The 24,528-nt window shown below is 64.0% G+C and carries 21 protein-coding genes and 1 pseudogene; 9 read left to right on the top strand and 13 right to left on the bottom strand.

The annotated features are described in order from the left end of the window. Window positions 1-185: 185 nt before the first annotated feature. On the bottom strand, window positions 186-1,214 hold the full coding sequence (locus NE850_RS30660) for a bile acid:sodium symporter family protein (RefSeq protein WP_007179577.1): 1,029 nt from the start codon (window positions 1,212-1,214) through the stop codon (window positions 186-188). Window positions 1,215-1,780: 566 nt separating this feature from the next. Between NE850_RS30660 and NE850_RS30655 the strand changes: the two genes are divergently transcribed. The 4 genes from NE850_RS30655 (at window position 1,781) to NE850_RS30640 (ending at window position 8,844) form a co-directional block, all read left to right on the top strand. After that, complete coding sequence (locus NE850_RS30655; RefSeq protein ID WP_035517738.1) at window positions 1,781-2,323, top strand: hypothetical protein; 543 nt, start codon at window positions 1,781-1,783, stop codon at window positions 2,321-2,323. 504 nt (window positions 2,324-2,827) lie between these two features. Next, the gene (locus NE850_RS30650; RefSeq protein WP_007179575.1) at window positions 2,828-3,913 is read left to right on the top strand and encodes a porin; all 1,086 of its coding nucleotides are present in this window, start codon (window positions 2,828-2,830) and stop codon (window positions 3,911-3,913) included. 206 nt (window positions 3,914-4,119) lie between these two features. Beyond that, a complete protein-coding gene (locus tag NE850_RS30645) occupies window positions 4,120-5,058 on the top strand; it encodes a LysR family transcriptional regulator (RefSeq protein ID WP_007179574.1) in 939 nt (312 codons plus the stop codon). Window positions 5,059-5,139: 81 nt separating this feature from the next. Then, window positions 5,140-8,844, top strand: coding sequence for a methylmalonyl-CoA mutase family protein (locus NE850_RS30640; protein WP_310699808.1), 3,705 nt, complete (start codon window positions 5,140-5,142; stop codon window positions 8,842-8,844). A 163-nt stretch (window positions 8,845-9,007) separates the two neighbouring features. Here NE850_RS30640 and NE850_RS30635 read toward each other — a convergent pair whose 3' ends face one another. After that, window positions 9,008-9,967 carry a nitronate monooxygenase family protein gene (locus tag NE850_RS30635; RefSeq protein WP_007179572.1) on the bottom strand — a complete coding sequence of 320 codons (960 nt, stop codon included), beginning with the start codon at window positions 9,965-9,967 and terminating at the stop codon, window positions 9,008-9,010. A gap of 281 nt (window positions 9,968-10,248) precedes the next feature. Between NE850_RS30635 and NE850_RS30630 the strand changes: the two genes are divergently transcribed. Continuing rightward, window positions 10,249-11,139 (top strand): alpha/beta fold hydrolase, encoded by an 891-nt coding sequence (locus tag NE850_RS30630; protein WP_007179571.1) that lies wholly within the window; start codon window positions 10,249-10,251, stop codon window positions 11,137-11,139. Window positions 11,140-11,187: 48 nt separating this feature from the next. On the opposite strand, the gene NE850_RS30625 is transcribed toward NE850_RS30630, so the two are convergent. Then, the gene (locus NE850_RS30625) at window positions 11,188-11,658 is read right to left on the bottom strand and encodes an Lrp/AsnC family transcriptional regulator (RefSeq protein WP_007179570.1); all 471 of its coding nucleotides are present in this window, start codon (window positions 11,656-11,658) and stop codon (window positions 11,188-11,190) included. Between the two features lie 114 nt (window positions 11,659-11,772). On the opposite strand from NE850_RS30625, the gene NE850_RS30620 reads away from it, so the two are divergent. Beyond that, window positions 11,773-12,672, top strand: coding sequence for a DMT family transporter (locus NE850_RS30620; RefSeq protein WP_007179569.1), 900 nt, complete (start codon window positions 11,773-11,775; stop codon window positions 12,670-12,672). A 324-nt stretch (window positions 12,673-12,996) separates the two neighbouring features. Here the strand turns inward: NE850_RS30620 and NE850_RS30615 are convergent, their stop codons facing one another. The 6 genes from NE850_RS30615 to NE850_RS30590 all read right to left on the bottom strand — a co-directional run bounded on the left by NE850_RS30615 (window position 12,997) and on the right by NE850_RS30590 (window position 17,144). After that, the gene (locus NE850_RS30615; protein ID WP_007179568.1) at window positions 12,997-13,917 is read right to left on the bottom strand and encodes an MBL fold metallo-hydrolase; all 921 of its coding nucleotides are present in this window, start codon (window positions 13,915-13,917) and stop codon (window positions 12,997-12,999) included. After that, complete coding sequence (locus NE850_RS30610) at window positions 13,914-14,393, bottom strand: MaoC family dehydratase (protein ID WP_007179567.1); 480 nt, start codon at window positions 14,391-14,393, stop codon at window positions 13,914-13,916. Before NE850_RS30610 ends, NE850_RS30615 begins: the two co-directional genes overlap by 4 nt. Further along, complete coding sequence (locus NE850_RS30605) at window positions 14,390-14,629, bottom strand: DUF1289 domain-containing protein (protein ID WP_007179566.1); 240 nt, start codon at window positions 14,627-14,629, stop codon at window positions 14,390-14,392. The genes NE850_RS30610 and NE850_RS30605 overlap by 4 nt, the downstream gene beginning before the upstream one ends. A gap of 4 nt (window positions 14,630-14,633) precedes the next feature. Beyond that, window positions 14,634-15,155, bottom strand: a complete 522-nt coding sequence (locus tag NE850_RS30600; protein ID WP_007179565.1) for a YbaK/EbsC family protein — start codon at window positions 15,153-15,155, stop codon at window positions 14,634-14,636. 54 nt (window positions 15,156-15,209) lie between these two features. Continuing rightward, entirely contained in the window at window positions 15,210-16,136 is a 927-nt protein-coding gene (locus NE850_RS30595; RefSeq protein ID WP_007179564.1) for a hydroxymethylglutaryl-CoA lyase, read from the bottom strand. 66 nt (window positions 16,137-16,202) lie between these two features. Next, window positions 16,203-17,144 (bottom strand): glyoxylate/hydroxypyruvate reductase A, encoded by a 942-nt coding sequence (locus NE850_RS30590; protein WP_310699807.1) that lies wholly within the window; start codon window positions 17,142-17,144, stop codon window positions 16,203-16,205. Window positions 17,145-17,543: 399 nt separating this feature from the next. Between NE850_RS30590 and NE850_RS30585 the strand changes: the two genes are divergently transcribed. Both NE850_RS30585 and NE850_RS30580 read left to right on the top strand, forming a co-directional pair. Then, a complete protein-coding gene (locus NE850_RS30585) occupies window positions 17,544-18,146 on the top strand; it encodes an alpha/beta hydrolase (RefSeq protein WP_165184313.1) in 603 nt (200 codons plus the stop codon). A 133-nt stretch (window positions 18,147-18,279) separates the two neighbouring features. After that, the gene (locus tag NE850_RS30580; protein ID WP_165184315.1) at window positions 18,280-19,305 is read left to right on the top strand and encodes a sulfate ABC transporter substrate-binding protein; all 1,026 of its coding nucleotides are present in this window, start codon (window positions 18,280-18,282) and stop codon (window positions 19,303-19,305) included. Window positions 19,306-19,394: 89 nt separating this feature from the next. Here the strand turns inward: NE850_RS30580 and bioB are convergent, their stop codons facing one another. Genes bioB through bioA form a run of 4 tightly spaced genes read right to left on the bottom strand, consistent with a single transcriptional unit; the run spans window position 19,395 to window position 23,788 of the window. Then, window positions 19,395-20,474 (bottom strand): biotin synthase BioB, encoded by a 1,080-nt coding sequence (gene bioB, locus NE850_RS30575; RefSeq protein WP_007179559.1) that lies wholly within the window; start codon window positions 20,472-20,474, stop codon window positions 19,395-19,397. 34 nt (window positions 20,475-20,508) lie between these two features. Further along, window positions 20,509-21,246: a dethiobiotin synthase gene (bioD, locus tag NE850_RS30570; protein ID WP_007179558.1), complete on the bottom strand. Its 738-nt coding sequence runs from the start codon at window positions 21,244-21,246 to the stop codon at window positions 20,509-20,511. Further along, window positions 21,243-22,427: an 8-amino-7-oxononanoate synthase gene (gene bioF / locus NE850_RS30565; protein ID WP_007179557.1), complete on the bottom strand. Its 1,185-nt coding sequence runs from the start codon at window positions 22,425-22,427 to the stop codon at window positions 21,243-21,245. The genes bioD and bioF overlap by 4 nt, the downstream gene beginning before the upstream one ends. Beyond that, complete coding sequence (bioA, locus tag NE850_RS30560) at window positions 22,427-23,788, bottom strand: adenosylmethionine--8-amino-7-oxononanoate transaminase (RefSeq protein ID WP_310699806.1); 1,362 nt, start codon at window positions 23,786-23,788, stop codon at window positions 22,427-22,429. The genes bioF and bioA overlap by 1 nt, the downstream gene beginning before the upstream one ends. Before the next feature lie 562 nt (window positions 23,789-24,350). Here bioA and NE850_RS30555 point away from each other — a divergent pair. Then, window positions 24,351-24,528: pseudogene (locus NE850_RS30555) on the top strand (IS256 family transposase); the annotation flags it as partial.

Here is a 24,528-nt window from a genome sequence, read left to right as displayed (position 1 = left end):
GCGTTTGTGCCGGCGGCCTTCCGTTCGCTGGATTCGCGTTGCCAGGAATTTGCCTATGCCATCCAGCCGAGGCGACAGCGGCGCCGTTTGCGCGTGAAATAACAAAAAAGCCGCGCGAGGCGGCTTTCTTCAAATGACGCTCAGGGAGGGCGCTTATGAATGTCCTGTTTGCATTGCGCGCATATTCAATGGCGCGCGACGGCGGCGGCGGGCCGCTCGCGCGAGGCGGCGTGGGTCTCGCCGCTGGTGTCGCGCGCGCCCCAGCGCTGCGCGAGCGCGGCGCACACCATCAGCTGGATCTGGTGGAACAGCATGAGCGGCAAGACCACCGCGCCCACTGCGTGCGAGGCGAAAATCACCTTGGCCATCGGCACGCCGGCCGCGAGGCTCTTTTTCGAACCGCAGAAGATGATAGTGATCTGGTCCGCACGGCTAAAGCCGAGCCGCTTGCTGACGAACATCGTCACCGCCAGAGCGAGAGCAAGCAGCACGACGCACACCACCAGCAGGCCGCCGAGCGCGGAGAGCGGAATCTGATGCCACAGGCCTTCAGTAACGGCCTCGCTGAACGCGCCGTACACCACCAGCAGGATCGAGCCCTGGTCGACGAATTTCAGCACGCCGCGATTGCGCTCGATCCACTTGCCGATCAACGGGCGCAGCAACTGCCCGGCCACGAACGGCACCAGAAGCTGCAGCACGATATTGCCCACCGTGTGCCACGGCGAAGCGCCGCCGCCGGCCGCCTGATTGGTAATGACGACACTGACGAGCGCGGGCGTGATGAAGATGCCGAGCAGGCTCGAGGCCGACGCGCTGCATACGGCAGCCGGCACGTTGCCTTTGGCAATGGACGTGAACGCGATCGACGACTGAACCGTAGACGGCAGCGTGCAGAGGAAGAGGATCCCCGCATAGAGCGCCGGCGTGACAAGTGGCGAAAGGAGCGGTTTAAGCGCGAGGCCGAGCAGCGGAAAGAGCGCGAACGTGCTGAGCAGCACTACCGCGTGCAAACGCCAGTGCGTCGCGCCCGCAACGATCGCTTCGCGTGAGAGTTTGGCGCCGTGCAGGAAAAACAGCAGGCCGACCGCCACGTTCGTCACCCAGTTGAACCCGACGGCGGCCTGGCCGTGAACCGGCAGGAAGCTGGCCAGGATCACGGTGCTGACGAGGCACAAGGTGAAGTTGTCAGGAAGCAGTTTCGGGCGAGCCATATCGGAATCTCGATTCAGTGACGCGGAAAAGCACGCGGGCCGCGTGTAGTACGTAGGCGCCGCTCCAGCTTATGGGAAACACCTATTGTTGTTGATTTCTGATTGAAAATGCAAATTCATTTACCGAATCGATTAATGAGGATTGTGCATTGTAGAGACACTTTCCGGAAAACTTGCACGGCGTTGCCGGCTGTTTTCAGTATTGGCGACGTCATCTGTTTGGTCCATGCACTTTTAACAATCCAGGTGAAAACGGGACGGTGATTCGTCATACGCAAAGCCTCGTCCGTTATCTCGCTAAGGTCTTGAAAGCAAGCGTTTTCAGGACGTTCGCGCAAGTCCTCTGTCGCAGAAAAACGTCGCAGTAACAAGGTGTTACATCCACGGGCGAGGCCTAACACTTTTTGGCTCGACACCCTTTGCCCGCACCCATAAATTACGGTTCAAAGGCCGTCGGGATGCCTCGCGTTGCGATATCGTCGCAGCGCTCATGCCAGTCCCACAACAAGTCCATCGCAGCTCGAACGGTGGGCTTCAGGCAAGTCTTCGGGCATGAGAGTCACTGGGTGGACGGGTTGTCGAGAACGAGGCACTGGGCGTTGGGCGCGGTTATCGCCGCGCTGTGCTCGTTCGCCTATGCGAAAGTGCCAGGCATGCCACACGGCAGCGGTGGCGGCTATGCGCATGGCCCCACGAATCACGCCGTACGCGGCGACATGCATCACGGTGGCCGCTACAACGGTGCAACTGCGGGATCAGCGCACACCACCATGGTGGATCGCAACGCGCGTCTGCCGCGCGGTGGAGCGAATGTCGCGGGTGGCAATTACGGCAACGGCTTCGGGATCTACAACCCGGGCATGCGCCGCGTCGCCGGACCCGCCGGTTACGCCGGCGACGGCCGCGGCGGCGTGCAGTACGCCGGCGCCATCACGCCGGTGAGTGCCGAGTCGCGTGCCGTACCGCGGCCGCCGGTCAATGCGCCGGTTCGTGCCGGCTCGATCCGGGCAGACGTCGCGCGGTATAACGAAGAACGCGGTTCGACGCGCGCCATGCAGCGCCAGGCGGACGACCCACGCCAGCCGGAAGGCTCGCCGTACCGGAATTAGGCGTGGCGCGGACATCGCGTCCGCCACGCCCGCCGAACCACTTCTCCTCGTCTCCCCGATCGCCCGACAGCGGCGCTGCGCTTCGTCGCGGCTCAAGTCTGCCCGCCAGGTGACGTTTCGACGCCACACTTTTTTGAAAACACTCGGCAGCACAGCCCCTCCCGTCGTCAAATCAGGTCGTTTCTGCGGCGGTGCGTCATTCGCTTGTCATCTTGGGCGTGATCGCACCGCCCGGCGCAGTGTCAGCAATGCTTTGCGCGGTGCGGCAGAGTTTGCGGCGACACCGCGAGCGCACTGCCGGCCGGGGCTTTTATCAGGCCGATAAACAACAAAACTAATCAGAGCGATATACCGGCAATAACCAGCGATATTTTTGTTCATAAAAATGGTCCGCAAAGATGGTCCCGCCCAGATCGGCTCGATGATCGAACGGACAACAACAATGGTTCGCGTGAGCGCCCCTTTCGCACAGCCACACCCCTTTTGACAAAGACAGGAGAACCCATGAAAACAAGCATCAGCAGTGCGCTGAAGACCACCCTCAAGGCAACCGCGTGTGCCGCTCTGCTGGCCAGTGCATCGTCTGCTTTTGCGCAATCGAGCGTGCAGCTTTACGGTCAGGTCGACGAATGGGTCGGCGCGCAGAAATTCCCGGGCGGCAAGACTTCGGTGCAAGTCTCCGGCGGCGGCATGTCGACCTCGTACTGGGGCCTGAAGGGGGCGGAGGATCTGGGCAACGGCTACAAGGCGATCTTCGCGCTGGAAGGCTTCTTCCTCGCGCAGAACGGCCAGTACGGCCGCTTCACGGGCGACACGATGTTCTCGCGTAACGCGTACGTCGGTATCGAATCGCCCTACGGCACGGTGACCGCGGGCCGTCTGACGACGCCGCTGTTCGTGTCGACGATTCTGTTCAACCCGTTCATCGACTCGTACGTTTTCTCGCCGATGGTCTATCACACGTACCTCGGCCTCGGCACGTTCCCGACCTACTCGACGGACCAGGGCGTGACGGGCGACTCCGGCTGGAGCAACGCGGTGTCGTACTCCTCGCCGAACTTCAACGGGCTGTCGGCGACGGCCATGTATGCGCTCGGCAACACGACCGAGAATGGCGCGAAGAAGTGGAGCGGCCAGGTGCTGTACTTCCACGGCCCGTTCGCGGCAACGGCTGTCTATCAGTACGTGAACTTCAACAACGTGCCGAGCGACCTCGGCAGCTTCAGCACGTCGGGCGTTCCCGGCCTGAAGAGCCAGAGCGTCGCGCAGCTCGGCCTGTCCTACGACCTGAAGTTCGTGAAGTTCTTCGGCCAGTACATGTACACGTACAACGACCAGCAGGTGACGAGCTGGCATGTGAACACGGCGCAGGGCGGCGCGTCGGTGCCGTTCGGTCCGGGCACGGTGATGGCGTCGTACGCCTATTCGCGCGACGGCGGCGGCTTCGACCAGACCCGCCAGACGGCTGCGATCGGCTACGACTATCCGCTGTCCAAGCGCACGGACATCTACGCGGCTTATCTGTACGACCACATCAGCAATCAGTCGAGCGGCAACACCTACGGCGTCGGCCTGCGCGCCAAGTTCTAAGCGTCACGGCCGCGCCGCGCGGCGCCTGTTCGCGGGCGTCGCGCACTGGCCGCATCAGCTTGATCTCCCAAGCCCGTCTTCTTCCGAAGGCGGGTTTTTTTGCTTTCTGGGCGCTGGGATTTATTCCTTCGACGCGCGTTTTGCTGACCAGCTTTTGATAAACCCGGCAAAATGCCGTCGATTGATTCCTGAAGCGAGCGATTGAGATGGATACCCTCGTCAGCATGAAAGTGTTCCGGCATGTGGTCGAAGTCGGCAGCTTCGTCGGCGCGGCCGAACGGATGGAGATGTCGGCGGCGATGGCGAGCAAGCACGTGATGCATCTCGAACAGCAGCTCGGCGCGCGGCTCCTGAACCGCACCACGCGGCGGGTCGCGCCCACCGAGGCGGGCCGCGAATACTACGAGCGTCTGAGCCAGGTGCTCGCCGAACTCGAAGAGGCCGAGCAGGTGGTCGGTGCGGCGAGCGTCGTGCCGCAGGGGCGCTTGCGGGTGTCGTCGCTGTCGGCGTTCGGTTTGAGCCATGTGATGGCCGCGGTGGCGGACTACGCCGCGCAGTATCCGCAGGTCACCGTCGATATGACACTCTCCGACCGGGTGGTCGAACTGATCGACGAAGGTTTCGATGTCGCGATCCGGGCTTCGCCGAGCGGGCTCAAGTCTTCTTCATTGATCGCGCGGCAGATCGCGACCGCGCATCTCGTGCTGTGCGCGTCGCCTGCCTATCTGAAACGGCACGGCACGCCGAAGACCGTGGCCGACCTCGCGCGTCACAACTATCTCCAGTACGCAGGCGTGTCGGCGCTCGAAATCGCGCCGGCAACCGGCGATGCCTCTTCGCGCGTGCGCCTGACGGGCAACCTGATCGTCAATCATCTCGAAGCGCAGCGTGTGATCGTGCTGCAGGGCGCGGGCATCGCGATGCTCGGCACCGAAGTGATCGGCGACGATCTGGCCGCGGGGCGCCTCGTGCCGCTGCTGGTGGACGACGTGCCGCCGCGCGAGCTGCCGATTCATGTGGTCTACGCGAGCCGCCGGCATCTGTCGGCCAAGGTGCGCTCGTTTGTCGACTTCCTCGCCGAGCGGTTCGCCAACGAGTCGCTGTGGCCGTCGCTCGAACAGATCAGGGCGTTGGCCGTGCGGTAGGCGCGGAGGACGGTCAAGCGCCGCGAACCGTTTCGCTATACTGGTTGCCAGCACCCATACGCGTAACGATCTGGGGGAGACATGACCGATCTGTCCACGCCGCAGCGCGCGGGCAGCCACAAGCTGCCCGCGGGCCGGCGACTGCGCTTTGTTACCGCGGCTGCGTTGTTCGACGGCCACGATGCGTCGATCAATATCATGCGGCGCATTCTTCAGGCAAGCGGCGTCGAGGTGATTCATCTCGGCCACAACCGCTCCGTCGATGAAGTCGCCACCGCCGCGCTGCACGAGGATGCCGACGGCGTCGCCGTGTCGAGCTACCAGGGCGGTCACAACGAATACTTCCGCTATCTGGTCGACTTGCTGCGCGCACGCGGCGGCGAGCGCATCAAGGTGTTCGGCGGCGGCGGCGGGGTGATCGTCCCTGAAGAGATTGTCGGGCTCGAACGCTATGGCGTCGAGAAGATCTATTCGCCGCAGGACGGCCAGCGGCTTGGTCTGCAAGGCATGATCGACGATATGATCGCGCGCTGCGCCGAAGGTGCGCGCGCGGCGGCGGCCACAGGGGAGAGTCCGGTCGGCGCGTGGGCGGCGGAGTTTTCGGAGCATCGTCTGCCGCGTTTTGATTCGCGCGACGATGCGGGTGTTGACGGTCAGGAGGCCGTAGCGCGCAATCCGTCGAGCGAGGCGAGTCGCGTGGCCGCGGCGGGGCGCGGCGATCATTTGGACAGAGGCGTCCGCGCGGCCAGCACGGCCAACACCGGCGGCGTAGCGGACGCAGCCGACGCAGCCAGCACAGCCAGCACAGCCAGCACAGCCAGCACAGCCAGCACAGCCGGCAGCCCCGACCCGGCATCCTTGGTTTTCCGCCGACTCGCGCAACTCATCAGCGCATTCGAAACGGCCGCCATCGACGTCAACACGCGGGACAAGCTGTCCGCTCTAGCAGAAGCAACCGCGATCCCTGTGCTCGGCATTACCGGAACCGGCGGCGCCGGCAAATCGTCGCTCACCGACGAGTTGATCCGTCGCTTTCGCCTCGACTACGGCGACGCCCTCACCATCGCCGTGCTCGCCATCGACCCGTCGCGCCGCAAGTCCGGCGGCGCGCTGCTGGGCGACCGCATCCGCATGAACGCGATCGGCGACTGGGGCGGCGGCGCGCGCGTGTACATGCGTTCGATGGCGACGCGCGAAGCATCGAGCGAAATCTCCGACTCGCTGCCCGACGCGTTGATGCTCTGCAAGGCGGCCGGCTTCGATCTGATCGTCGTCGAAACGTCCGGCATCGGCCAGGGCGACGCGGCGATCGTGCCGTTCGTCGACGAATCGCTGTATGTCATGACGCCGGAATTCGGCGCGGCCAGCCAGTTGGAGAAGATCGACATGCTCGACTTTGCCAGCTTCGTCGCGATCAACAAGTTCGATCGCAAAGGCGCGCCGGACGCGTTGCGCGATGTCGCCAAGCAGGTGCAGCGCAATCGCTCCGACTTCACGAAGTCGCCGGAAGCGATGCCGGTGTTCGGAACGATCGCCTCGCGCTTTAACGATGACGGCGTGACCGCGCTGTACCGGCACGTTGCCGAAGCGCTGCGCAAGCACGGTTTGCGTTCGGGCGGCGGCCGTCTTGCCGCGCCCGAAGGTCTGCGTTTTTCGAGCGGGCGCAACGCCATCGTGCCGCCCGCGCGCGTGCGCTATCTGGCGGATATTGCGCAGACGGTTCACGCTTATCGCGAGCGAGCCGACGCGCAAGCGCGCGTCGCGCGCGAGCGCTGGCAACTGATCGAGGCGCGCAGGATGCTCGTTGAGACGGGCGAGGCTGTCGGCGCAGACTCCGTTGTTGCCGCAAGTGCAAGCTCAGGAGCAAGCGCAAGCTCGAAGGCAGGCGCAAGCCCAGCAGCAAACACAACCGCGAACTCAAACGCTTCCGCAACCAGCGGCACTGCCACCCCAACCGACGCGCTCAACCCAACCCTCTCGCAACTCGACACGCTAATCACCCAACGCACCGCCTCGCTCGGCGAACGCGAGCGCATCCTCCTCGACACCTGGCCGCAAACCGTCGCCGCTTACTCGGGCACGGAACACGTTGTGCGCATCCGCGACCGTGAAATCCGCACCGCGCTGACCGTCACGACGCTTTCCGGCTCCGAAGTCCGCAAAGTCTCCCTGCCGAAATTCGTCGATCACGGCGAGATCTTGCGCTGGCTGATGCTCGACAATCTGCCCGGCTACTTCCCCTTCACCGCCGGCGTATTCCCGTTCCGCCGCGAAAACGAAGACCCGACCCGCATGTTCGCCGGCGAAGGCGATCCGCAACGCACCAATCGCCGCTTCAAACTGCTTTCGGAAGGCATGCCGGCCAAACGTCTGTCGACCGCGTTCGACTCGGTTACGCTCTACGGCGAAGAACCGCACGAGCGTCCCGACATCTACGGCAAAGTGGGCAATTCCGGCGTCTCCGTCGCGACGCTCGACGACATGAAGACGCTCTACGATGGCTTCGACCTCTGTGCGCCGGAAACCTCGGTCTCGATGACGATCAACGGCCCCGCGCCGACCATTCTTGCGATGTTCTTCAACGTCGCGATCGATCAGCAGATCGCGCGCACGACACAGCAGCAAGGCCGCCCGCTCACCGAAGACGAACTCGCCGCGACGCGCCGCACCGCGCTGGAAAACGTGCGCGGCACCGTGCAGGCCGATATCCTGAAGGAAGACCAAGGCCAGAACACCTGCATTTTCTCGACCGAATTCAGCCTGAAGGTGATGGGCGATATTCAGGCGTACTTCGTCGAGCATGGCGTGCGCAATTTCTATTCGGTGTCGATTTCCGGCTATCACATCGCCGAAGCCGGCGCGAACCCGATCTCTCAACTCGCGTACACGCTCGCGAACGGCTTCACCTATGTCGAGGCCTATCTCGCCCGCGGCATGTCGATCGACGGCTTCGCGCCGAATCTGTCGTTCTTCTTTTCGAACGGCATGGATCCGGAGTACACGGTGCTGGGCCGCGTCGCGCGACGCATCTGGGCCGTTGCCATGCGCGAGCGCTACGGCGCGAACGAACGCAGCCAGAAGCTCAAGTATCACGTGCAGACGTCGGGTCGCAGCCTGCACGCGCAGGAGATCGACTTCAACGATATCCGCACCACGCTGCAGGCGCTGATCGCGATCTACGACAATTGCAACTCGCTCCACACAAATGCCTTCGACGAAGCGATCACCACGCCCACCGAGGAGTCCGTGCGCCGCGCGGTGGCGATCCAGTTGATCATCAACCGTGAGTGGGGGCTCGCGAAGAATCAGAATCCGAATCAGGGCAGCTTCGTGATCGAGGAGCTGACCGACCTGGTGGAAGAGGCGGTACTGGCCGAATTCGACCGGCTGACCGAGCGAGGCGGCGTGCTCGGCGCGATGGAAACCGGCTATCAGCGCGGGCGGATTCAGGACGAGTCGATGCTCTATGAGCATCGCAAGCATGACGGGTCTTATCCGATCGTCGGCGTGAACACGTTCTTGAGCGCGCATCCGCACGAAGCGCCGCAGCCGATCGCGCTAGCCCGTTCCACCGACGATGAGAAACAAAGCCAGTTGCAACGCCTGCGCGCTTTTCAGGCGCAGCATCGCGACGCGGCGCCCGCCGCGCTCGAACGCCTGAAGCGCGCGGTGATCGACGATGAAAACGTGTTCGCGGTGCTGATGGATGTTGTGCGTGTCTGCTCGCTTGGGCAGATCACGCACGCGCTGTTTGAAGTGGGCGGGCAGTACCGCCGTAATATGTAAGCGCGGCTGCGTGGTGGTTGCTGCGGCTCTGCGTGAAGCCGGGCCGCAGTGCAAGACCGTCCAGATCAAGCGTCTCAGCTCAAGAGCCCCGAACGAGGCGCCTGCGCCGACGCGCTCCAGGCAAACGCGTAACCCCGACCGCGTCATGCCTTGGCGCACCATCTCAGCGCGCAATCCCCAGCCGCGCCTTCGCGTCGTCATATTCCTTCGACAAACGCTGCACCAGTTCGCTCACGCTCGGCACGTCGTCCATCAGGCCGACGCCCTGGCCTGCGCCCCAGATGTCTTTCCACGCCTTCGCCTTGTCGCTGCCGAAGTTCATCTTGGTCTTGTCCGATTCCGGCAGCGCGTCCGGGTCCAGCCCCGCGTTGACGATGCTTTCGCGGATGTAATTGCCGTGCACGCCGGTGAACAGGTTGGTGTAAATGATGTCCGACGCGGTGGAATTGACAATGGCCTGCTTGTAGCTGTCCACCGCATGAGCTTCTTTGGTCGCGATAAAGCGCGTGCCCATGTAGGCGAGGTCAGCGCCCATTGCCTGCGCGGCGAGAATCGAGCCGCCGTTGGCGATCGAGCCCGACAGCACGATCGGGCCGTCGAACATGCGCCGCACTTCGCCGACCAGCGCGAACGGCGAGGTCGTGCCCGCGTGGCCGCCCGCGCCGGATGCCACCAGGATCAGACCGTCGACGCCCGCTGCCAGCGCCTTTTGCGCATGGCGCAGATTGATCACGTCGTGCAGCACGATGCCGCCGTAGCTATGCACGGCGTCGACGATTTCCCGTGCCGGCGCCCGCAGGCTCGTGATGAAAATCGGCACCTTGTGTTCGACGCACACACGCACGTCGTGTTCGAGCCGCGTATTCGACTGATGGACGATCTGGTTGACCGCGATCGGCCCGATGATCGCGTCCGGGTTGGCCGCCTTGTGCTCGGCGAGCTGCGTCTGAATCTGCGTGAGCCATTCGTCGAGCAACTCGGCCGGGCGTGCATTCAGCGCGGGGAACGAGCCGACGATCCCGGCCTTACACTGAGCCAGCACGAGTTCGGGATAGCTGACGATGAACATCGGCGAGGCGACGACCGGCAGCGCAAGTTTTTGCAGAACGGCGGGCAATGCCATAGTGCGAGTCTCCTGATTTGAGCGAACCGGTGCGAGTTTGAGCGCCCGGCGATGACTGATTTTAGCGGCACATGGTTTGCAGCGCTTTCGCTGGCCGCAGCCACCCGATAATTTAAGAACGGTCGTTCGATTATAGGCGAAGCACGGCGCTCGCGTTCGGCCGCTGCGTTTGGAACAGTTGGAAGGAGTGTTCAGGTTCTATGCTTGCGTGGGCTGTCCCACCTCGCGCGGACACATTGGCCTCCTACAATGCAGTGACTCCAAATCACAAGAGAGACGTCATGGCCTTCGAGAATTTCACGCCCTTTCGCGTCGCCGTGGGCGATGTCGATATTTTCGGAGTGAAGGGCGGAGCGGGCCCGCCTCTTCTGTTGCTGCACGGTCATCCGCAGTCGCATCTGATCTGGCAGAAGTGCGCCGCGCAACTGGCCGAACATTTCACCGTCATCGCGACCGATCTGCGCGGCTACGGCGCATCGGGCAAGCCGCCGAGCGACGCCGACCATACACCGTATTCCAAACGCGTGATGGCGGCCGATCAGGTCGCCGTGATGCGTCATTTCGGTTTCGAACGTTTTCTCGTGTGCGCACACGACCGCGGCGCACGCGTGGCGCATCGAATGGCGCTCGATCATCCCGACGCCGTCGAGCGTCTGATGCTGCTCGATATCGCACCGACGCTCGCAATGTACGAGGCCACCGACCGCACCTTCGCGACGCACTACTTCCACTGGTTCTTCCTGATCCAGCCGGAGCCGCTGCCCGAGACGCTGATCGGCGCGAACCCGGCGGCCTATGTCGATGCGGTGATGGGTGGCCGTCACGCGGGTCTGGCGCCGTTCGATCCCGCCGCGCTCGAAGCCTACCGCGCGGCGCTCGCCCAACCAGGCGCCGTGCACGCGATGTGCGAGGATTACCGCGCGTCGGCGAGCATCGACCTGGAGCACGATCGTGCCGATATCGAGCGCGGTCACAAGATCGGCTGCCCGCTGCGCGTGTTGTGGGGCGACAAGGGCGTGATCGAGAAGTGCTTCGACGCGCTGGCCGAATGGCGTCATGTGGCGCGCGACGTGAGTGGCCGCGCGCTGCCTTGCGGGCATTACATACCCGAAGAAGCGTCGGACGAACTGGTCGCCGAAATGCTGTCTTTTTTCGAAGCGGCCGAGCAGTAAGTCCCGTTCGCCTGCGCCGATCATGCGCGAAGCCGCGCCCGCCGTCGTTTAGCCGAGCGGCGGCAAACGGCGCGCCACCGGCGTTGACTTGACGATGGCGGAACTGGTCTCCGCACGCTCGGCGACCTTCGTCAGAATCTCGTCAAGCTGCTCGATCGAGTGGAGGTACAGGCGGCAGATGAAACAGTCGTCGCCTGTCACCTTGTCGCATTCGACGAACTCCGGAATCCGCCGGATCACCTCTTCGACCAGATGCAACTGGCCGGGCAACGGCTTCACGCGCACGATGGCCTGCAGCGTATAGCCGAGCGCGCGTGGATCGACTTGCACCGTAAAGCGCTCGATCACGCCTTGCGCTTCGAGTCGGCGCACACGCTCCGCCGTACTCGGCGCTGACAGTCCGACCAGCCGCGCCAGTTCGCTGACCGGCTGACGGGCGTCTTCCGCGAGCGCGGCGAGTAGCGCCCGGTCCGTGTCGTCGAGCGGGGAGGGCGTTGAGGGAACAAGGCGTTTGGTCATGACGGCCTTCGATTATTAGGTTGCGTCGCGGGAATGCTTAAGTTTAGCCATGTATTCGGACCATCGGATTAATTACACTGCTCGGCATGCAGGAATCAATTCGAGGATCGAATCATGGCGTCAAATGAAATTCGCCGCGGAGCCGCGGAAATGACCCTGGCGATGCTGATGTCCGGCACCATCGGCTGGCTCGTGGTGTCGTCGCAGCAAAGCCCGTTCAATGTCGTGTTTTTCCGCTGCATTTTCGGCGGCGCGACGCTGGCGCTCGTCTGCGCGGTGCTGGGACTGTTCCGGCGCCGCCTCTTCTCGTGGAAGATGCTCGGCCTCGCCCTGCTCGGCGGGGCGGCGATCGTCATCAACTGGGTGTTGCTGTTCGCCGCGTATTCGCGTGCGTCGATCTCGATGGCCACCGCCGTCTACAACACGCAGCCGTTCATGCTGGTGGCGCTCGGCGCATTGGTGTTTCGCGAGCGCATCAGCCCGTCGGCCGTGGCCTGGCTGGTGGTCGCGTTCATCGGACTCGTGTTCGTCGTGAAGGTCGAGCCGGCGGTGCTGGCGGTGCCGGGGCAATACCTGGTCGGCGTCGCATACGCAGTGGGCGCGGCGGCGATGTATGCCGTGTCGTCGATCATTACCAAGCGGCTCAAGGGCACGCCGCCGCATCTGATCGCGTTGATCCAGGTGTCGCTCGGCGTGCTGATGCTCGCGCCGTTCGTGCGCTTCGACGCGCTGCCCACGAGCGGCGTGCAGTGGCTCGAACTGATCGTGCTAGGCGTCGTCAATACGGGTCTCATGTACGTGCTGCTATACGGGGCGATCCAGAAGTTGCCGACTTCGATGACGGGGGCACTCTCGTTCATCTATCCGGTGGTGGCGATCGTCGTCGATCGGGTTGCGTTCGGGCAAACGCTGGCATGGATTCAGGTGCTCGGCGCGGTGCTGATTCTGCTGGCCGCCGCCGGTGTCAATCTCGGCTGGCGGATCGTGCCGCAAAAGCGCCTGTCGTCGACCTGACGGGTGTTGCGCCGCTGCGGCGTGTCGCAATGCTACGGATTCCAGAGTAACTGGGTGCCCGGATTGTTCGTCAAGGCGGTCTAATACGTTGAAAGCTGTGCGACTACAGGGCTTCGTGGTGTGACGTGTATGCAGCTTTAAAAGCTGGCGTCAAACTTCTGTAGGGAAATTACCGATGCGGCCAAAAAAACGGCACGCGTATCATGCATCTTGACGCTGATCACGTCCGACAGAATTTCCGCCGCTCGCCTGTAATGGTCGAGCGGCTTTCTTTTTGTGGCGACGGTTCGCGTATTTCAGGTGGTTCGAGTCAGCGGCGGCGCGTCACGCCGCGCGCGCGACAATGCGCTCGCCATCCACTTCCAGCGGCCCATTCCTCGCGGCCAATTCCTCGACGATGTCTTTAACCAGCGCGGGCCACTCGCCGCGCGGCTTGAGCATCGTCGCGGCGGCGCGCATCACGGCGGCGGCGTCGAGCATTTGCAGCAATGTGTCGAAGCGCATCGCGCGGACTTCGAGCAGCTTGAACACGATCAGTACCTTCAGCGCGTTCTTTGCGTTGCGGGCCGGATCGGCACGCAGCCAGGCAACTCGCGAAAACGCGCGCTCCAGCGCCTGTTCGACATTTGTGAAGGGTGCGCCGTGGCCGGGAATCACGAGGCGCACGTCGAGCTTCGCAATGGCTTCGAGCACCGCCTGTTCCTCGGCGAAACCGCTTTCGCCTTCCAGTTCCGGAAAGATCACGCCGAAGCCGTTTTCCCAGAGCGCGTCCGCGCTGATCAGGATGCGTTCGCCCGCGCAATACAGCATCAGCGAGTGTGGATCGTGGCCGGGTGCGCCGAGCACTTCCCAGTCGAGCGCGCCGAGCCGCAACTGCGCGCCGGGCGCGATCGTGCCGGTGAAGGTGAAGCGCTCGCAGGTCTGGCCGGTCGCACGAAACGTGAGGCGTGTCTCGTCCCAGTCGCGCACCGCATCGGCTTCCGAGGCGGGAATCACGGTGCGGCACGGCCACGTGGCCTGCAGCAGCGCGTTGCCGCCGCAGTGGTCCGAATGCAGATGCGTGTTGACGATCAGGTCGAGCGGCCGCGCGCCGAGCGCTTGCCGCACGAGGGCAAGCGTTTGCGGCGCATGCGTGGCGTACCCGGTATCCACAAGCGCGGCGCATGCATCGTCCAGCAGCAGCACGTTGTTCGACGAAAGCCAGCCGCGTTCGAAAACCCGAATCGATTCCGGTAGCGTGATCATGGCGAGTTGGGCGCCGCGTTTGCGTGTGTGTTCTCGGCGGCTTCAGATTTCGGCATGACGAGAATGGTCGACGAACCGGTCAACATGGTGTCGCCGCGCTGATTCACGACCGTGCCTTCAAGATGGGTCAGATCGCCGTTCAGGCTCGGCTTCCAGTAAGCGTCCTTCACGCGCCAGGTGATGGTGAGCGTGTCGTTCGCGTGGACCGCTTTCTTCAGCTTGATATCGAATTCGAGACCGAGGGGTTGCGCGTAGGTCGAAAAATGCGTGGCCAGCAGCGCCATGAAATGCGCGGTCGGCTGCGTACCTGATGCGATCAGTCCGCCGAAGCGGCTTTGTGCCGCATACGCTTCGTCGTGATGCAGCGGGTTGTGGTCGTTGACCAGCGAGGCGAACGATTTCACCGATTCCGCCGACAGCTCCAGCGTCGAACTGAACGTCTCGCCGATCGTGACGATGCGCGGCGCGGCGTTCATCGCTGCACCTTCGGCGGGTTCGCGACGAGTTCCGCGTGACGTACCTCGATCGCGTCCCAGACCGCGCGCTTCGCGTCGCCGTCGAGCAGCGACCAGCCGGCGATTTCGTCGATGGTGCGCAGGCATCCTTCGCACCAGCCTGTCGACGCATCCATCCTGCACACGCTGATGCAAGGCGAGGGCACGGCGTGGTCGTCTTCGTTATCGAGGCCCGCTGTCATCGTCGTCATCGTCATCGCGTCATGCCGTCTCGCGCAGCGCCACGTCGATCACCGGCGCGCCCGTCAGCGCGATCAGCTCCTGCGCCGTCAGGTTGAACACCGCATGCGGGTGGCCCGCGGCGGCCCACAGGCTGTCGAGTTCGAGCAGATCCGCGTCGATCAGCGTGACCGGCTCGGTGGCGTGACCGATCGGACAGACACCGCCGATCGCATAGCCGGTTTTTTCGCGGACGAACTTCGCGTCCGCACGGCCGATTTCGCCGACCTGCGCGGCAACTTTCTTTTCGTCGACGCGATTCGCACCGCTCGCGACCACCAGCACCGGCGCGTCGTCTTCACGGCGGCGAAACAGGATCGACTTGGCGATCTGCGCGACCGAGCAGCCGAGTCCCGCCGCGGCTTCGGCGGAGGTCTTGCCGGTTTCCGGCAGCATCACGATCCGGCCCGCGTGACCGCGTTCGCGCAACAGCAGCGCGACGCGGCGTGCCGAGTCCGGCAGCGCGGTGAGATCGTCGGTTTCGGGAGAAGCGTGGTCCGTCATCGTTTCAGATCCTGAGTGTTGGCGTGAGTGCCGAGTGCGTGCGTCGAGCCGGCGTCAGACGCAGTTCGCCGCTTCGCTGCGCGCTTTGGCGAGCAGCGCTTTACCGGCGCGCGAAACATTGGGCCGGCCGATCGAGGTCGAGATGAAATCGCCGATCGCGACGACTTGCGCGAGATCGATGCCGGTCTCGATGCCGAGGCCGTTCATCAGGTACAGCACGTCTTCGGTCGCGACGTTGCCGGTCGCGCCCTTCGCATACGGACAGCCGCCGAGGCCCGCCACCGAAGCGTGATAGATCTCGATGCCTTCCAGCAGTGCCGCGTAGATATTGGCGAGTGCCTGACCATAGGTGTCGTGGAAGTGGCCCGACAGACGTTTGCGCGGAAACACCCGGGTGACCGCCTCGAACACTTCACGCGTGCGCTTGGGCGTGCCCACGCCGATCGTGTCGGCGATATCGATTTCGTCGCAGCCGAGCGCCGCGAAGCGCTCGACGACATCCGCCACCGACGCCACCGGCACTTCACCCTGATACGGACAGCCCAGCGCGCACGACACGCTGCCGCGAATCCGCACGCCGTGCTCCTTGGCCGCCTGCGCGACGGGCGCGAACCGGTCGATGCTTTCCGCGATGCTGCAGTTGATGTTCTTCTGCGAGAACGCTTCGCTGGCGGCGCCGAAAATCACGATTTCGTCGGCACGCGCGGCGAGCGCGCCTTCGAAGCCGCGCAGGTTGGGCGTCAGCACCGAGTAGATCGTGCCGGGGCGCCGTTCGATACCGGCCATCACGTCGGCGCCGTCCGCCATTTGCGGCACCCATTTCGGCGACACGAACGAAGCGGCCTCGACGTTACGGAAGCCCGCCGCCGACAACCGGTTGATCAACTCGATCTTGGTCGCGGTGGGCACGAATTCTTTTTCGTTCTGCAGTCCGTCACGCGGACCGACTTCGACGATTTTCACTTGCTGAGGTAGGGCCATGATCTGTCTCCATGCAACTTGTTGACGCCGCGCGTGGCGGCGCTTCTTCAATGGGATTGGCTGTGTTCAGTATCCGCGTTCCATATTCACCACTCCGCCAACTGTATCGCCCCGTGCGAGCGCGGTGATTTTCTGCGCGACCTGGGCGACACTTTCCGCGCGCAGCGTCAGCGCTGAGACGTGCGGCGTGATCGTGATGCGCGGCTCGCGCCAGAACGGGTGATCCGGCGGCAGCGGTTCTTCGCGGAACACGTCGAGCGTGGCGGCGGTGAGCTGGCCGCTCGCGAGCGCGTCGAGCAGATCCTGCTCGACCAGATGCCCGCCGCGCGCCACGTTGATCAGATACGCGCCGCGTGCGAGCCTGGCGAAGGTGCGTGCGTTCAGCACGTCGCCGGTATCCGGCGTATGCGGCAGCAGATTCACCAGCACTTTCACGCCGTCGAGAAATGCGTCGAATTGTGCTTCACCGGCGAACGTCTGAATGCCGTCGATCTGCCGCGGGCTGCGGCTGTAGCCGCGCACCGGCACGCCGAATGCCGCTACCGCCTGGGCGACATGCGTGCCGAGCACGCCAAGTCCCAGTACGCCGACGGTGAAGGTTTCACGCGGATGCGGCTCGAGCACTTGCCAGCGGCGCTCGTTTTGCAGCGTCTGATACTCGTCGAAACGGCGCAGATAGCGCAGCACCGCATGCGCGACGTACTCGGCCATTTGCGGCGCCATGCCGGTGTCTTCGAGGCGGATCAACTGCGCGTTGCGCGGCAACGTGCCGGGTTGCGCGTGTTCCAGCGCCAGGATCGCGTCGACGCCCGCGCCCAGATTGAAGATTGCGCGCAGATCGTCGCGTCCGGCCAGCAGCTCGCGCGGCGGACGCCATACCACCGCGAAATCGGCCGGCGCGGTGTCGCCCGGCTGCCATTCACGCAGATCGGCCTCCGGCAGCGCGCGGGCGAAGTCGTTCAGCCACGCGGCGGCGTCGGCATGCGGCATGTAAAAGAGGATTTTCATACGGTCCGGAAGGCGCCTGCGAGATCGGGGCGAGTGACGGAGAAGCCACGGCGTGACCGGTGCGACAACTGCAACGCTGCGGACGACACTTGCTGCATGAGGCCTCCTCCTTTTATGGATAGGCTTCATTCTACTTTTTCGACGCGCATCGCGCGCGTTTGCGCACGGGCGTGCGGTTCCGGCGATGGATTTCCCTCCACAGGCCCATATCTGGCGGGGCTTTGCACGCGCATTGGGACGTGTATTTGGCCACGCATCGGGCCGCGTTTTTTATCCCCGGGTTTGCCCGCGTATTTTGTCCGCGCGTTTTGCCCGATAACCAAAGCACAAAAACTTGGTTCGCCCACACGGCGCCCGGCGGGACAATCATTACCCGGATTTCCGCAGCGAGGCACCCACATGCTTTCATGCACCAAATCGACATGGCCGCCACGGCTCGTCACGGTTCCCGGCCTGCACGGCAGCGAGGGCACGCACTGGCAGACCTGGCTGGAGCGGCAGTTCGCGCGCTCGCTGCGCGTCGAGCAAGCCGACTGGGACGCACCGGACCTCGCGCTGTGGTCCAGATCGTTGCGCGATCTGCTGGCGCGCGAGCGCGGGCCGTTCGTGCTGGCCGCGCATAGCTTCGGTTGCCTTGCGACCGCGTATGCATTGCAGCAGGCGTCGTATGCGAACGATGTGGTCGGTGTGCTGTTCGTGGCGCCCGCGAGTCCGCAGAAATTCGCCTTCGCCGGACCGTTCGACGCCCGGCGTCTCGGCGTGCCGTCGATCCTGATCGGCAGCGAAACCGATCCGTGGATGTCGCTCGCCGGGGCGCGCGATCTCGCGCAGCGCTTCGGCAGCGCGTTTGTGAATCTCGGCGACGCGGGGCATATCAACACCGCGGCCGGCTTCGGACCCTGGCCGCGCGCGAAGTATTTCGTCGACACCCTGGTGCATTGCGCGGCGCCGCTGCGTTTTCGCGAAGAGTCGATCGAGGCCGCACAGCACGCATTTATCTGAATGGTCGGGCCGGCGTTCGGGCAGGTGAGGCGCGCGAACGCGGCACAGACCGAGTAAGCGATCCGTTAGAATCCTGCTTCACGCTGCACGTTCGTGCGGCCACTGGTTTTCATCAACGAGAGGCGGGGACAGGATGGCAGGCAAGACGGGGACTTCGCGCTGGCTGGCAGCCGGCATGACGGCAATTACGCTCGCGCTGGCGGGCGTGTCGGCAGCGCACGCAGAGACGTCGCTGCTCAACGTGTCGTACGACGTGACGCGTGAGCTGTACAAGGACATCAACGCCGGCTTCATTGCCGCGTACAGGCAGAAGAGCGGCGAGACCGTGTCGATCCGCCAGTCGCATGGCGCGTCGAGCGCGCAGGCGCTGTCGGTGCTGCAAGGCTTGCAGGCCGACGTGGTGACGATGAACCAGCCGAACGATATCGACCTGCTCGCCGAGAAAGGTCAACTGCTGCCGGCCAACTGGCGCACGCGTCTGCCGAACGACAGCGTGCCCTACACCACGACGATGGTGTTCCTCGTGCGCAAGGGCAACCCGAAGCACATCAAGGACTGGGACGATCTCGCCAAGCCCGGCGTGCAGGTGATCATCGCCAATCCGAAGACATCGGGTAACGGGCGCTATACGTATCTGGCCGCGTGGGGTTATCGCAAGCAGCACGGCGGGACTGACGCGCAGGCACTCGACTTCGAAAAGGCGATCTTCAAAAACGTGCCGGTGCTCGACACGGGCGGCCGCGGCGCGACGACCACGTTTACGCAACGCGGTATCGGCGACGTGCTGGTGACGTTCGAAAACGAAGTGGCGCTGATGGACACGGGCGTGGGCGGGGGCAACTTCGAGGCGGTGTATCCGTCGGTGAGTTTGCTGGCGGCGCCGCCGGTTTCGATCGTCGACAAGGTGGTCGACAAGCGCGGCACGCGCAAGGAAGCGCAGGCCTACCTCGAGTACCTGTGGTCGCCGGCCGCGCAGGAGATCATCGCGCAGCACCATCTGCGTCCGCAGGACAAGGCCGTGCTTGCGAAGCATGCTGCGGAGTTCAAGGCGATCAAAACATTCACCGTCGAAGACATGTTCGGTGGCTGGCAGAAAGCACAGCAAACGCATTTCTCCGATGGCGGCACATTCGATCAGATCATCGTCGACAAGAAGTAATTTCCGGCTTCACAAGTAAAAAGGCTGCCTCGTTTTCCACGAGGCAGCCTTTTTTATTGCACGTGTTCTAGTGCGCGCGACGCTGACGCTCAGTTCGGCGCAGCGTGTTTATCACAGCCGTGCTCGCAGCCGCTTTGATCGAGCGGCATCTGTTGCGCGGCCTCGGCGCGAATGCCGAGACGTTCGAGCAGTTTGCGGTCGGCCTCGGCTTGCGGGTTGCTCGTGGTCAGCAATTGATCGCCGTAGAAAATCGAGTTCGCGCCAGCGAGGAAACACATGGCCTGCAAGGCTTCGTTCATCTGCTCGCGGCCGGCGGACAGACGCACCATTGCGCGCGGCATGGTGATACGCGCAATCGCGATCGTGCGCACGAATTCGAAAGGGTCGATCGCTTCGGTGCCGGTCAGCGGCGTGCCTTCCACCTGAACCAGATTGTTGATGGGCACCGATTCCGGATACGGATCCATGTTCGCCAGTTGCGCGATCAGACCCGCGCGCTCACGGCGCGACTCGCCCAGGCCAACAATCCCGCCGCAGCACACGTTGATGCCCGCGTCGCGCACGCGTTCGAGCGTGTCGAGGCGGTCCTGATACGTGCGCGTCGAAATGATCTGACCGTAGAACTCCGGCGACGTATCGAGATTGTGGTTGTAGTAGTCGAGGCCCGCTTCGCGCAACCCTTGCGCCTGATGCGTTTCGAGCATGCCGAGCGTCACGCAGGTTTCGAGGCCCATTGCCTTCACGCCGCGGATCATGTCCTTGATCGGTTCCAGGTGACGGTCTTTCGGATTGCGCCACGCGGCGCCCATGCAGAAACGCGTCGCGCCGTTTTCCTTGGCGACCTTCGCGGCAGCGAGCACTTCGTCGACCGGCATCAGCTTGTCGGCTTGCAGGCCCGTGTCGTGATGCACCGACTGCGGACAGTACGCGCAATCTTCCTCGCAGCCGCCGGTCTTGATCGACAGCAGCGTGGACAGTTGCACGGTGTTCGCGTCGAAATGCTCGCGATGGGTTTGCTGCGCCTGGAACATCAGGTCGTTGAACGGCAGTTCGTACAACGCGACGATGTCCGCCACGCGCCAGCGCGCGAGCTGTTTCGTGCCGGCTGCTGCGTTGTTGTTGGCGGCGGCCGTGTCGGCGGACGCCGGAGCGATGTTCAGTTGCGTCATGTCGTCAATCCTCATGGATGGATGTGATGGTGGTTCAGCGCTGCGCGTGCGTATGGCGCAGCGTCTGCAGAAGCCGGTTGATGTCGAGTTGCTCCGCCGCGAGCTCGGGCGAAGCCGGGCTCAGATGCGGCACGATGCCGAGCAGCGGTGCGTCGTATTCGCGGGCGAGATGCTCGCGGATCGACGCGATGTTTTCGTCGGGGAAGGTCATGTCCGGATCGATACGGTTGGCGACCCAGCCGGCGAGCGTGAGCCCGCGCGCGGCGATTGCTTCGGCGGTGAGCAGCGCATGGCTGATGCAGCCGAGCCGCATGCCGACCACCAGCACGACCGGCAGCTTCAGCGCGACGGCGAGATCGGCGGTGTCCTGGGTAGCGGTCAACGGCACGCGAAAACCGCCGACGCCTTCCACCACGACGATCTCCGCGCGCTTGAGAGCCTGCGCGTGACAGTCGACGATACGGTCGAGATCCAGCGTGACGTTTTCCAGCGCGGCTGCGATATGCGGCGCGGCCGGTTCCTTCAGCAGATACGGCGTGCGCATCTCGGGCGGCAGCAGGACGTTCGAGGCGGCGTCGAGTTGATCCGCGTCTTCGTTGTGCGGCACGCCGTTCAGTTCGAACGCGCCGGCGGCGATCGGCTTCATCGCGGCGGCTTGCAGGCCTTCGCGGACGAAGCCGCGCAACAGCGCCGCTGAGACGAACGTCTTGCCGATTTCCGTATCGGTGCCGGTGACGAATAAGGACAGTGCGTTTTGACTCGCGCTACTCATGCCGCCTTTGCTCCGAGTTGCTGCAAGCCCGCTTCAAGACGATCCAGGTCTGCCTGCGAGTGCGCGGCCGACAGCGAAATGCGCAAACGCGACGTGCCGGCGGGCACGGTGGGCGGACGGATCGCCGGCACCCACAGACCCGCGCGATCGAGCGTGGCCGCGATATCGAGCGTGGCATCGTTCGCGCCGATGATGAGCGGCTGCACGGCCGTATGCGAATCGACCGGTAGCCACGGCGTTGCCTTGAGCATGGCGCGCGTGCGCTCGATCAATTGCTGAAGATGCGCGCGCCGCGCATCGCCTTCCTCGCCGCCGATGATGCGCAGGCTCGCCGACACCGCATGCGCCGCGGCCGGCACCGACGCCGTGGTGAAAATGTACGGGCGCGCGCGCTGCACGAGCCATTCGATCACCGTCTCATGCGCTGCGACGAACGCGCCGGAGACGCCTGCTGCTTTGCCGAGCGTGCCGATCGAAATGAGGTTCGGCGACCGCAGCGCGGCTTGCGCGATCGCGCCGCGGCCTTGCGGGCCGAGCACGCCGAAACCGTGCGCGTCGTCGACGATCAGCCACGCGCCGTGTTGTTCCGCGAGTTCGAGCAGACGCGGCAGGGGCGCGATGTCGCCGTCCATGCTGAAGACGGTATCGGAGACGATCGCCTTGACGTCGGCGTCCGAGGCTTCGAGCATCGCGCTCAGCGCTTCCGTATCGCAGTGCGGGTAGATCTGCACGTCGGCGCGGGACAAACGCGCGCCGTCGATCAGCGACGCGTGATTCAGCGCGTCGGAGAAGAGCGTCGTGCCGCGGCCCGCGAGCGCGGTGAGCGTGGCGAGATTCGCCATGTAGCCTGTGCTGAAGTAGAGCGCGCGCGCATTCTCGACGAAGCCGCCGACGAATTCGGCGAGATCGTCTTCGAGTTGCGCATGCGCGCGCGAGTGGCCGCCGAGCAGATGCGAGCCGCCGCTGCCCGCGCCATAGCGCTGCGCGCCTTCAGCAATGGCCGCGATGAGTTGCGGATGCGCGGCGAGGCCGAGATAGTCGTTGCTGGCGAAGCCGATGATCGCGCGGCCGTCGACGGTCATGTGCGCCGCGCACGGCGTGTCGGCCGTGCGGCGGCGACGGCGCAGGCCGCGTGCGTCGATGTCCTTCAGCCCTTCGGCGAGTGTGTCGAGCAGATGCATTAGCGGGTCTCCGCGAGCGTGGCTTCGAAGGTCTCGCGCGTGCGCGAGGCGAGCAGCGCGAGTTCTTCGTCGTCGAGGATGTAAGGGGGCATCAGATACACCGTCGTGCCGATTGGGCGCAGCAGCAGTTCGCGCTGCAACGCGTTTTCGAAGAAGCGGCGCGAGAATGTTCTGGCTTGCTGAGCATCGTCGATCACGGCGTTGAACGCGAAGATCGTGCCGCACTGACGCAGATTGCGGACTTGTTCGTGCCCGGCGAGCGGTGCGAGCGCGGCTTTCAGCTTCGCGGACTTCTGCGCGTTGGCGGCGAGCACGTTGTCGGTTGCGAACAGATCGAGCGTGGCGAGTGCCGCGCGACAGGCGAGCGGATTGCCGGTGTACGAGTGCGAGTGCAGGAAGCCGCGCGCGGTGTCGTCGTGATAGAACGCTTCGAAAATTTCGTCGCGCGACAGCACGATCGAGAGCGGCAGATAGCCGCCGCTGATGCCTTTGGACAGACAGATGAAGTCCGGCCAGATGCCGGCTTGTTCGCACGCGAAGAAAGTGCCGGTGCGGCCGCAGCCCACGGCGATTTCATCGGCGATCAGATGCACGCCGTACTGATCGCACAATGCGCGCAATCCGGCGATATACGACGCGTCGTGCATGGCCATGCCGGCGGCGCACTGCACGAGCGGCTCGACGATCAGCGCGGCGATTTTCGTGGCGCGTGCTTCGAATAGCGAGCGAACGTGATCGAGCGCGCGGCGAGCGACATCGGCGGCGGTTTCGCCGGCCTCCGCGAGGCGCGCGTCCGGCGATGCCGCGACGTGCGCGTGGCGGATCAACGGGTCGTAGGCATCTTTGAAGAGCGCGACATCCGTGACGCCGAGTGCGCCGATGGTTTCGCCGTGATAGCTGTTGGCGATGCAGACGAATTCCTGCTTGTCGGCGAAACCGCGATTGCGCCACGAATGGAAGCTCATTTTCAGGGCGATTTCGACGGCGGACGCGCCGTCCGATGCGAAGAATGCGTGGCCGAGCGTGTTGTCGGTGAGCGCGCTGAGGCGCTCCGCGAGTTCGATGGCCGGTTCGTGCGTGCAGCCGGCGAGCATGGCGTGTTCGAGCGTGTCGAGCTGGTCTTTCAGTGCCGCGTTGATGCGCGAATTGGCGTGACCGAACAGGTTGACCCACCAGGAGCTGATGGCATCCAGATAGCGATGGCCGGCGCGATCGTAGAGCCACGCGCCTTGACCGCGTGCGACGGGGACGAGCGGCAGGCGTTCGTGGTGCTTCATCTGGGTGCAGGGGTGCCAGACGGCGCGCAGGCTGCGGGCGATCCAGTCTTCGGGGGCTGCTGATGGTGCTGCTGACTTTTCCAAAGGGGTACTCCAGGGTGCTTTTTTTGCCGCTGCGCGGCGTGGCTTTTTTAGGGCCATCTTTGGGCGTGCTGCGCGTCTTTTTTTGCGCTGCGCGCGGCCCTTGGCGGGCGTGCGGGGTTGAGATTAGCGGTTTATTTCGTGATGTGCACTAGGGGGCGATGTGCGTTTTTTGCCTGCGGCGCTGGGGTTGGTTGGTGTTCGATGCAGGTGGTTTCTGTTCTCGACGGAAGGTTGCTGATCGATGCAGTTGGCGACGGCAAAGTAGTTGGGTTTTACTGGCGGGAATTTGGGGGAGGGTTGGTTGTTTGCCTGTGCAGGGCTTTGTGTCTGTGTTCCTGGGGTGTTGGCCTTTCCTTGCGTTCACGGTGGTCTATTAGCGTTGCCCCTGTGCGGGGCGGCACCTACTTTCTTTGCCGCGGCAAAGAAAGTAGGCAAAGAAAGCCGCTTTACACCGCCAGTTCTTAAGCGAATCCCCTGGCTTGGAGGAGGCAGTGGTGCATCTGGAATCGGGCCTGTCATAAATTTTGTGTGTAAGGCATAACATGTAGCTCAAGGAGCATGTATGCCACGCAAACCGAAGACGGCCACCGAGGCCCAGACGGCGTTGCCGTCGATTCCGAAGGAATTGATTGACCAGTTCGTGAAGGGGCCGATGACGGCCGAGGCGGTGCACGCCGCTTCAGCCGCGTTCAAGAAGGCACTGATCGAGCGCGCACTGGGTGCCGAACTCGGACACCATC

The organism is Paraburkholderia sp. USG1 (assembly GCF_031570135.1).
Taxonomy (GTDB): Bacteria; Pseudomonadota; Gammaproteobacteria; order Burkholderiales; family Burkholderiaceae; genus Paraburkholderia; species Paraburkholderia dioscoreae.
Note: the sequence above shows the minus strand (reverse complement) of the source record. Positions and strands in the feature narration are given on the sequence as shown.

Excerpts from the sequence above, each read along its gene's own strand:
- NE850_RS30660 (WP_007179577.1), bottom strand. The coding sequence starts at position 1,214 with ATGGCTCGCCCGAAACTGCTTCCTGACAACTTCACCTTGTGCCTCGTC.
- NE850_RS30650 (WP_007179575.1), top strand. The coding sequence starts at position 2,828 with ATGAAAACAAGCATCAGCAGTGCGCTGAAGACCACCCTCAAGGCAACC.
- NE850_RS30645 (WP_007179574.1), top strand. The coding sequence starts at position 4,120 with ATGGATACCCTCGTCAGCATGAAAGTGTTCCGGCATGTGGTCGAAGTC.
- NE850_RS30640 (WP_310699808.1), top strand. The coding sequence starts at position 5,140 with ATGACCGATCTGTCCACGCCGCAGCGCGCGGGCAGCCACAAGCTGCCC.
- NE850_RS30635 (WP_007179572.1), bottom strand. The coding sequence starts at position 9,967 with ATGGCATTGCCCGCCGTTCTGCAAAAACTTGCGCTGCCGGTCGTCGCC.
- NE850_RS30630 (WP_007179571.1), top strand. The coding sequence starts at position 10,249 with ATGGCCTTCGAGAATTTCACGCCCTTTCGCGTCGCCGTGGGCGATGTC.
- NE850_RS30625 (WP_007179570.1), bottom strand. The coding sequence starts at position 11,658 with ATGACCAAACGCCTTGTTCCCTCAACGCCCTCCCCGCTCGACGACACG.
- NE850_RS30620 (WP_007179569.1), top strand. The coding sequence starts at position 11,773 with ATGGCGTCAAATGAAATTCGCCGCGGAGCCGCGGAAATGACCCTGGCG.
- NE850_RS30615 (WP_007179568.1), bottom strand. The coding sequence starts at position 13,917 with ATGATCACGCTACCGGAATCGATTCGGGTTTTCGAACGCGGCTGGCTT.
- NE850_RS30610 (WP_007179567.1), bottom strand. The coding sequence starts at position 14,393 with ATGAACGCCGCGCCGCGCATCGTCACGATCGGCGAGACGTTCAGTTCG.
- NE850_RS30605 (WP_007179566.1), bottom strand. The coding sequence starts at position 14,629 with ATGACGATGACGACGATGACAGCGGGCCTCGATAACGAAGACGACCAC.
- NE850_RS30600 (WP_007179565.1), bottom strand. The coding sequence starts at position 15,155 with ATGACGGACCACGCTTCTCCCGAAACCGACGATCTCACCGCGCTGCCG.
- NE850_RS30595 (WP_007179564.1), bottom strand. The coding sequence starts at position 16,136 with ATGGCCCTACCTCAGCAAGTGAAAATCGTCGAAGTCGGTCCGCGTGAC.
- NE850_RS30590 (WP_310699807.1), bottom strand. The coding sequence starts at position 17,144 with ATGAAAATCCTCTTTTACATGCCGCATGCCGACGCCGCCGCGTGGCTG.
- NE850_RS30585 (WP_165184313.1), top strand. The coding sequence starts at position 17,544 with ATGCTTTCATGCACCAAATCGACATGGCCGCCACGGCTCGTCACGGTT.
- NE850_RS30580 (WP_165184315.1), top strand. The coding sequence starts at position 18,280 with ATGGCAGGCAAGACGGGGACTTCGCGCTGGCTGGCAGCCGGCATGACG.
- bioB (WP_007179559.1), bottom strand. The coding sequence starts at position 20,474 with ATGACGCAACTGAACATCGCTCCGGCGTCCGCCGACACGGCCGCCGCC.
- bioD (WP_007179558.1), bottom strand. The coding sequence starts at position 21,246 with ATGAGTAGCGCGAGTCAAAACGCACTGTCCTTATTCGTCACCGGCACC.
- bioF (WP_007179557.1), bottom strand. The coding sequence starts at position 22,427 with ATGCATCTGCTCGACACACTCGCCGAAGGGCTGAAGGACATCGACGCA.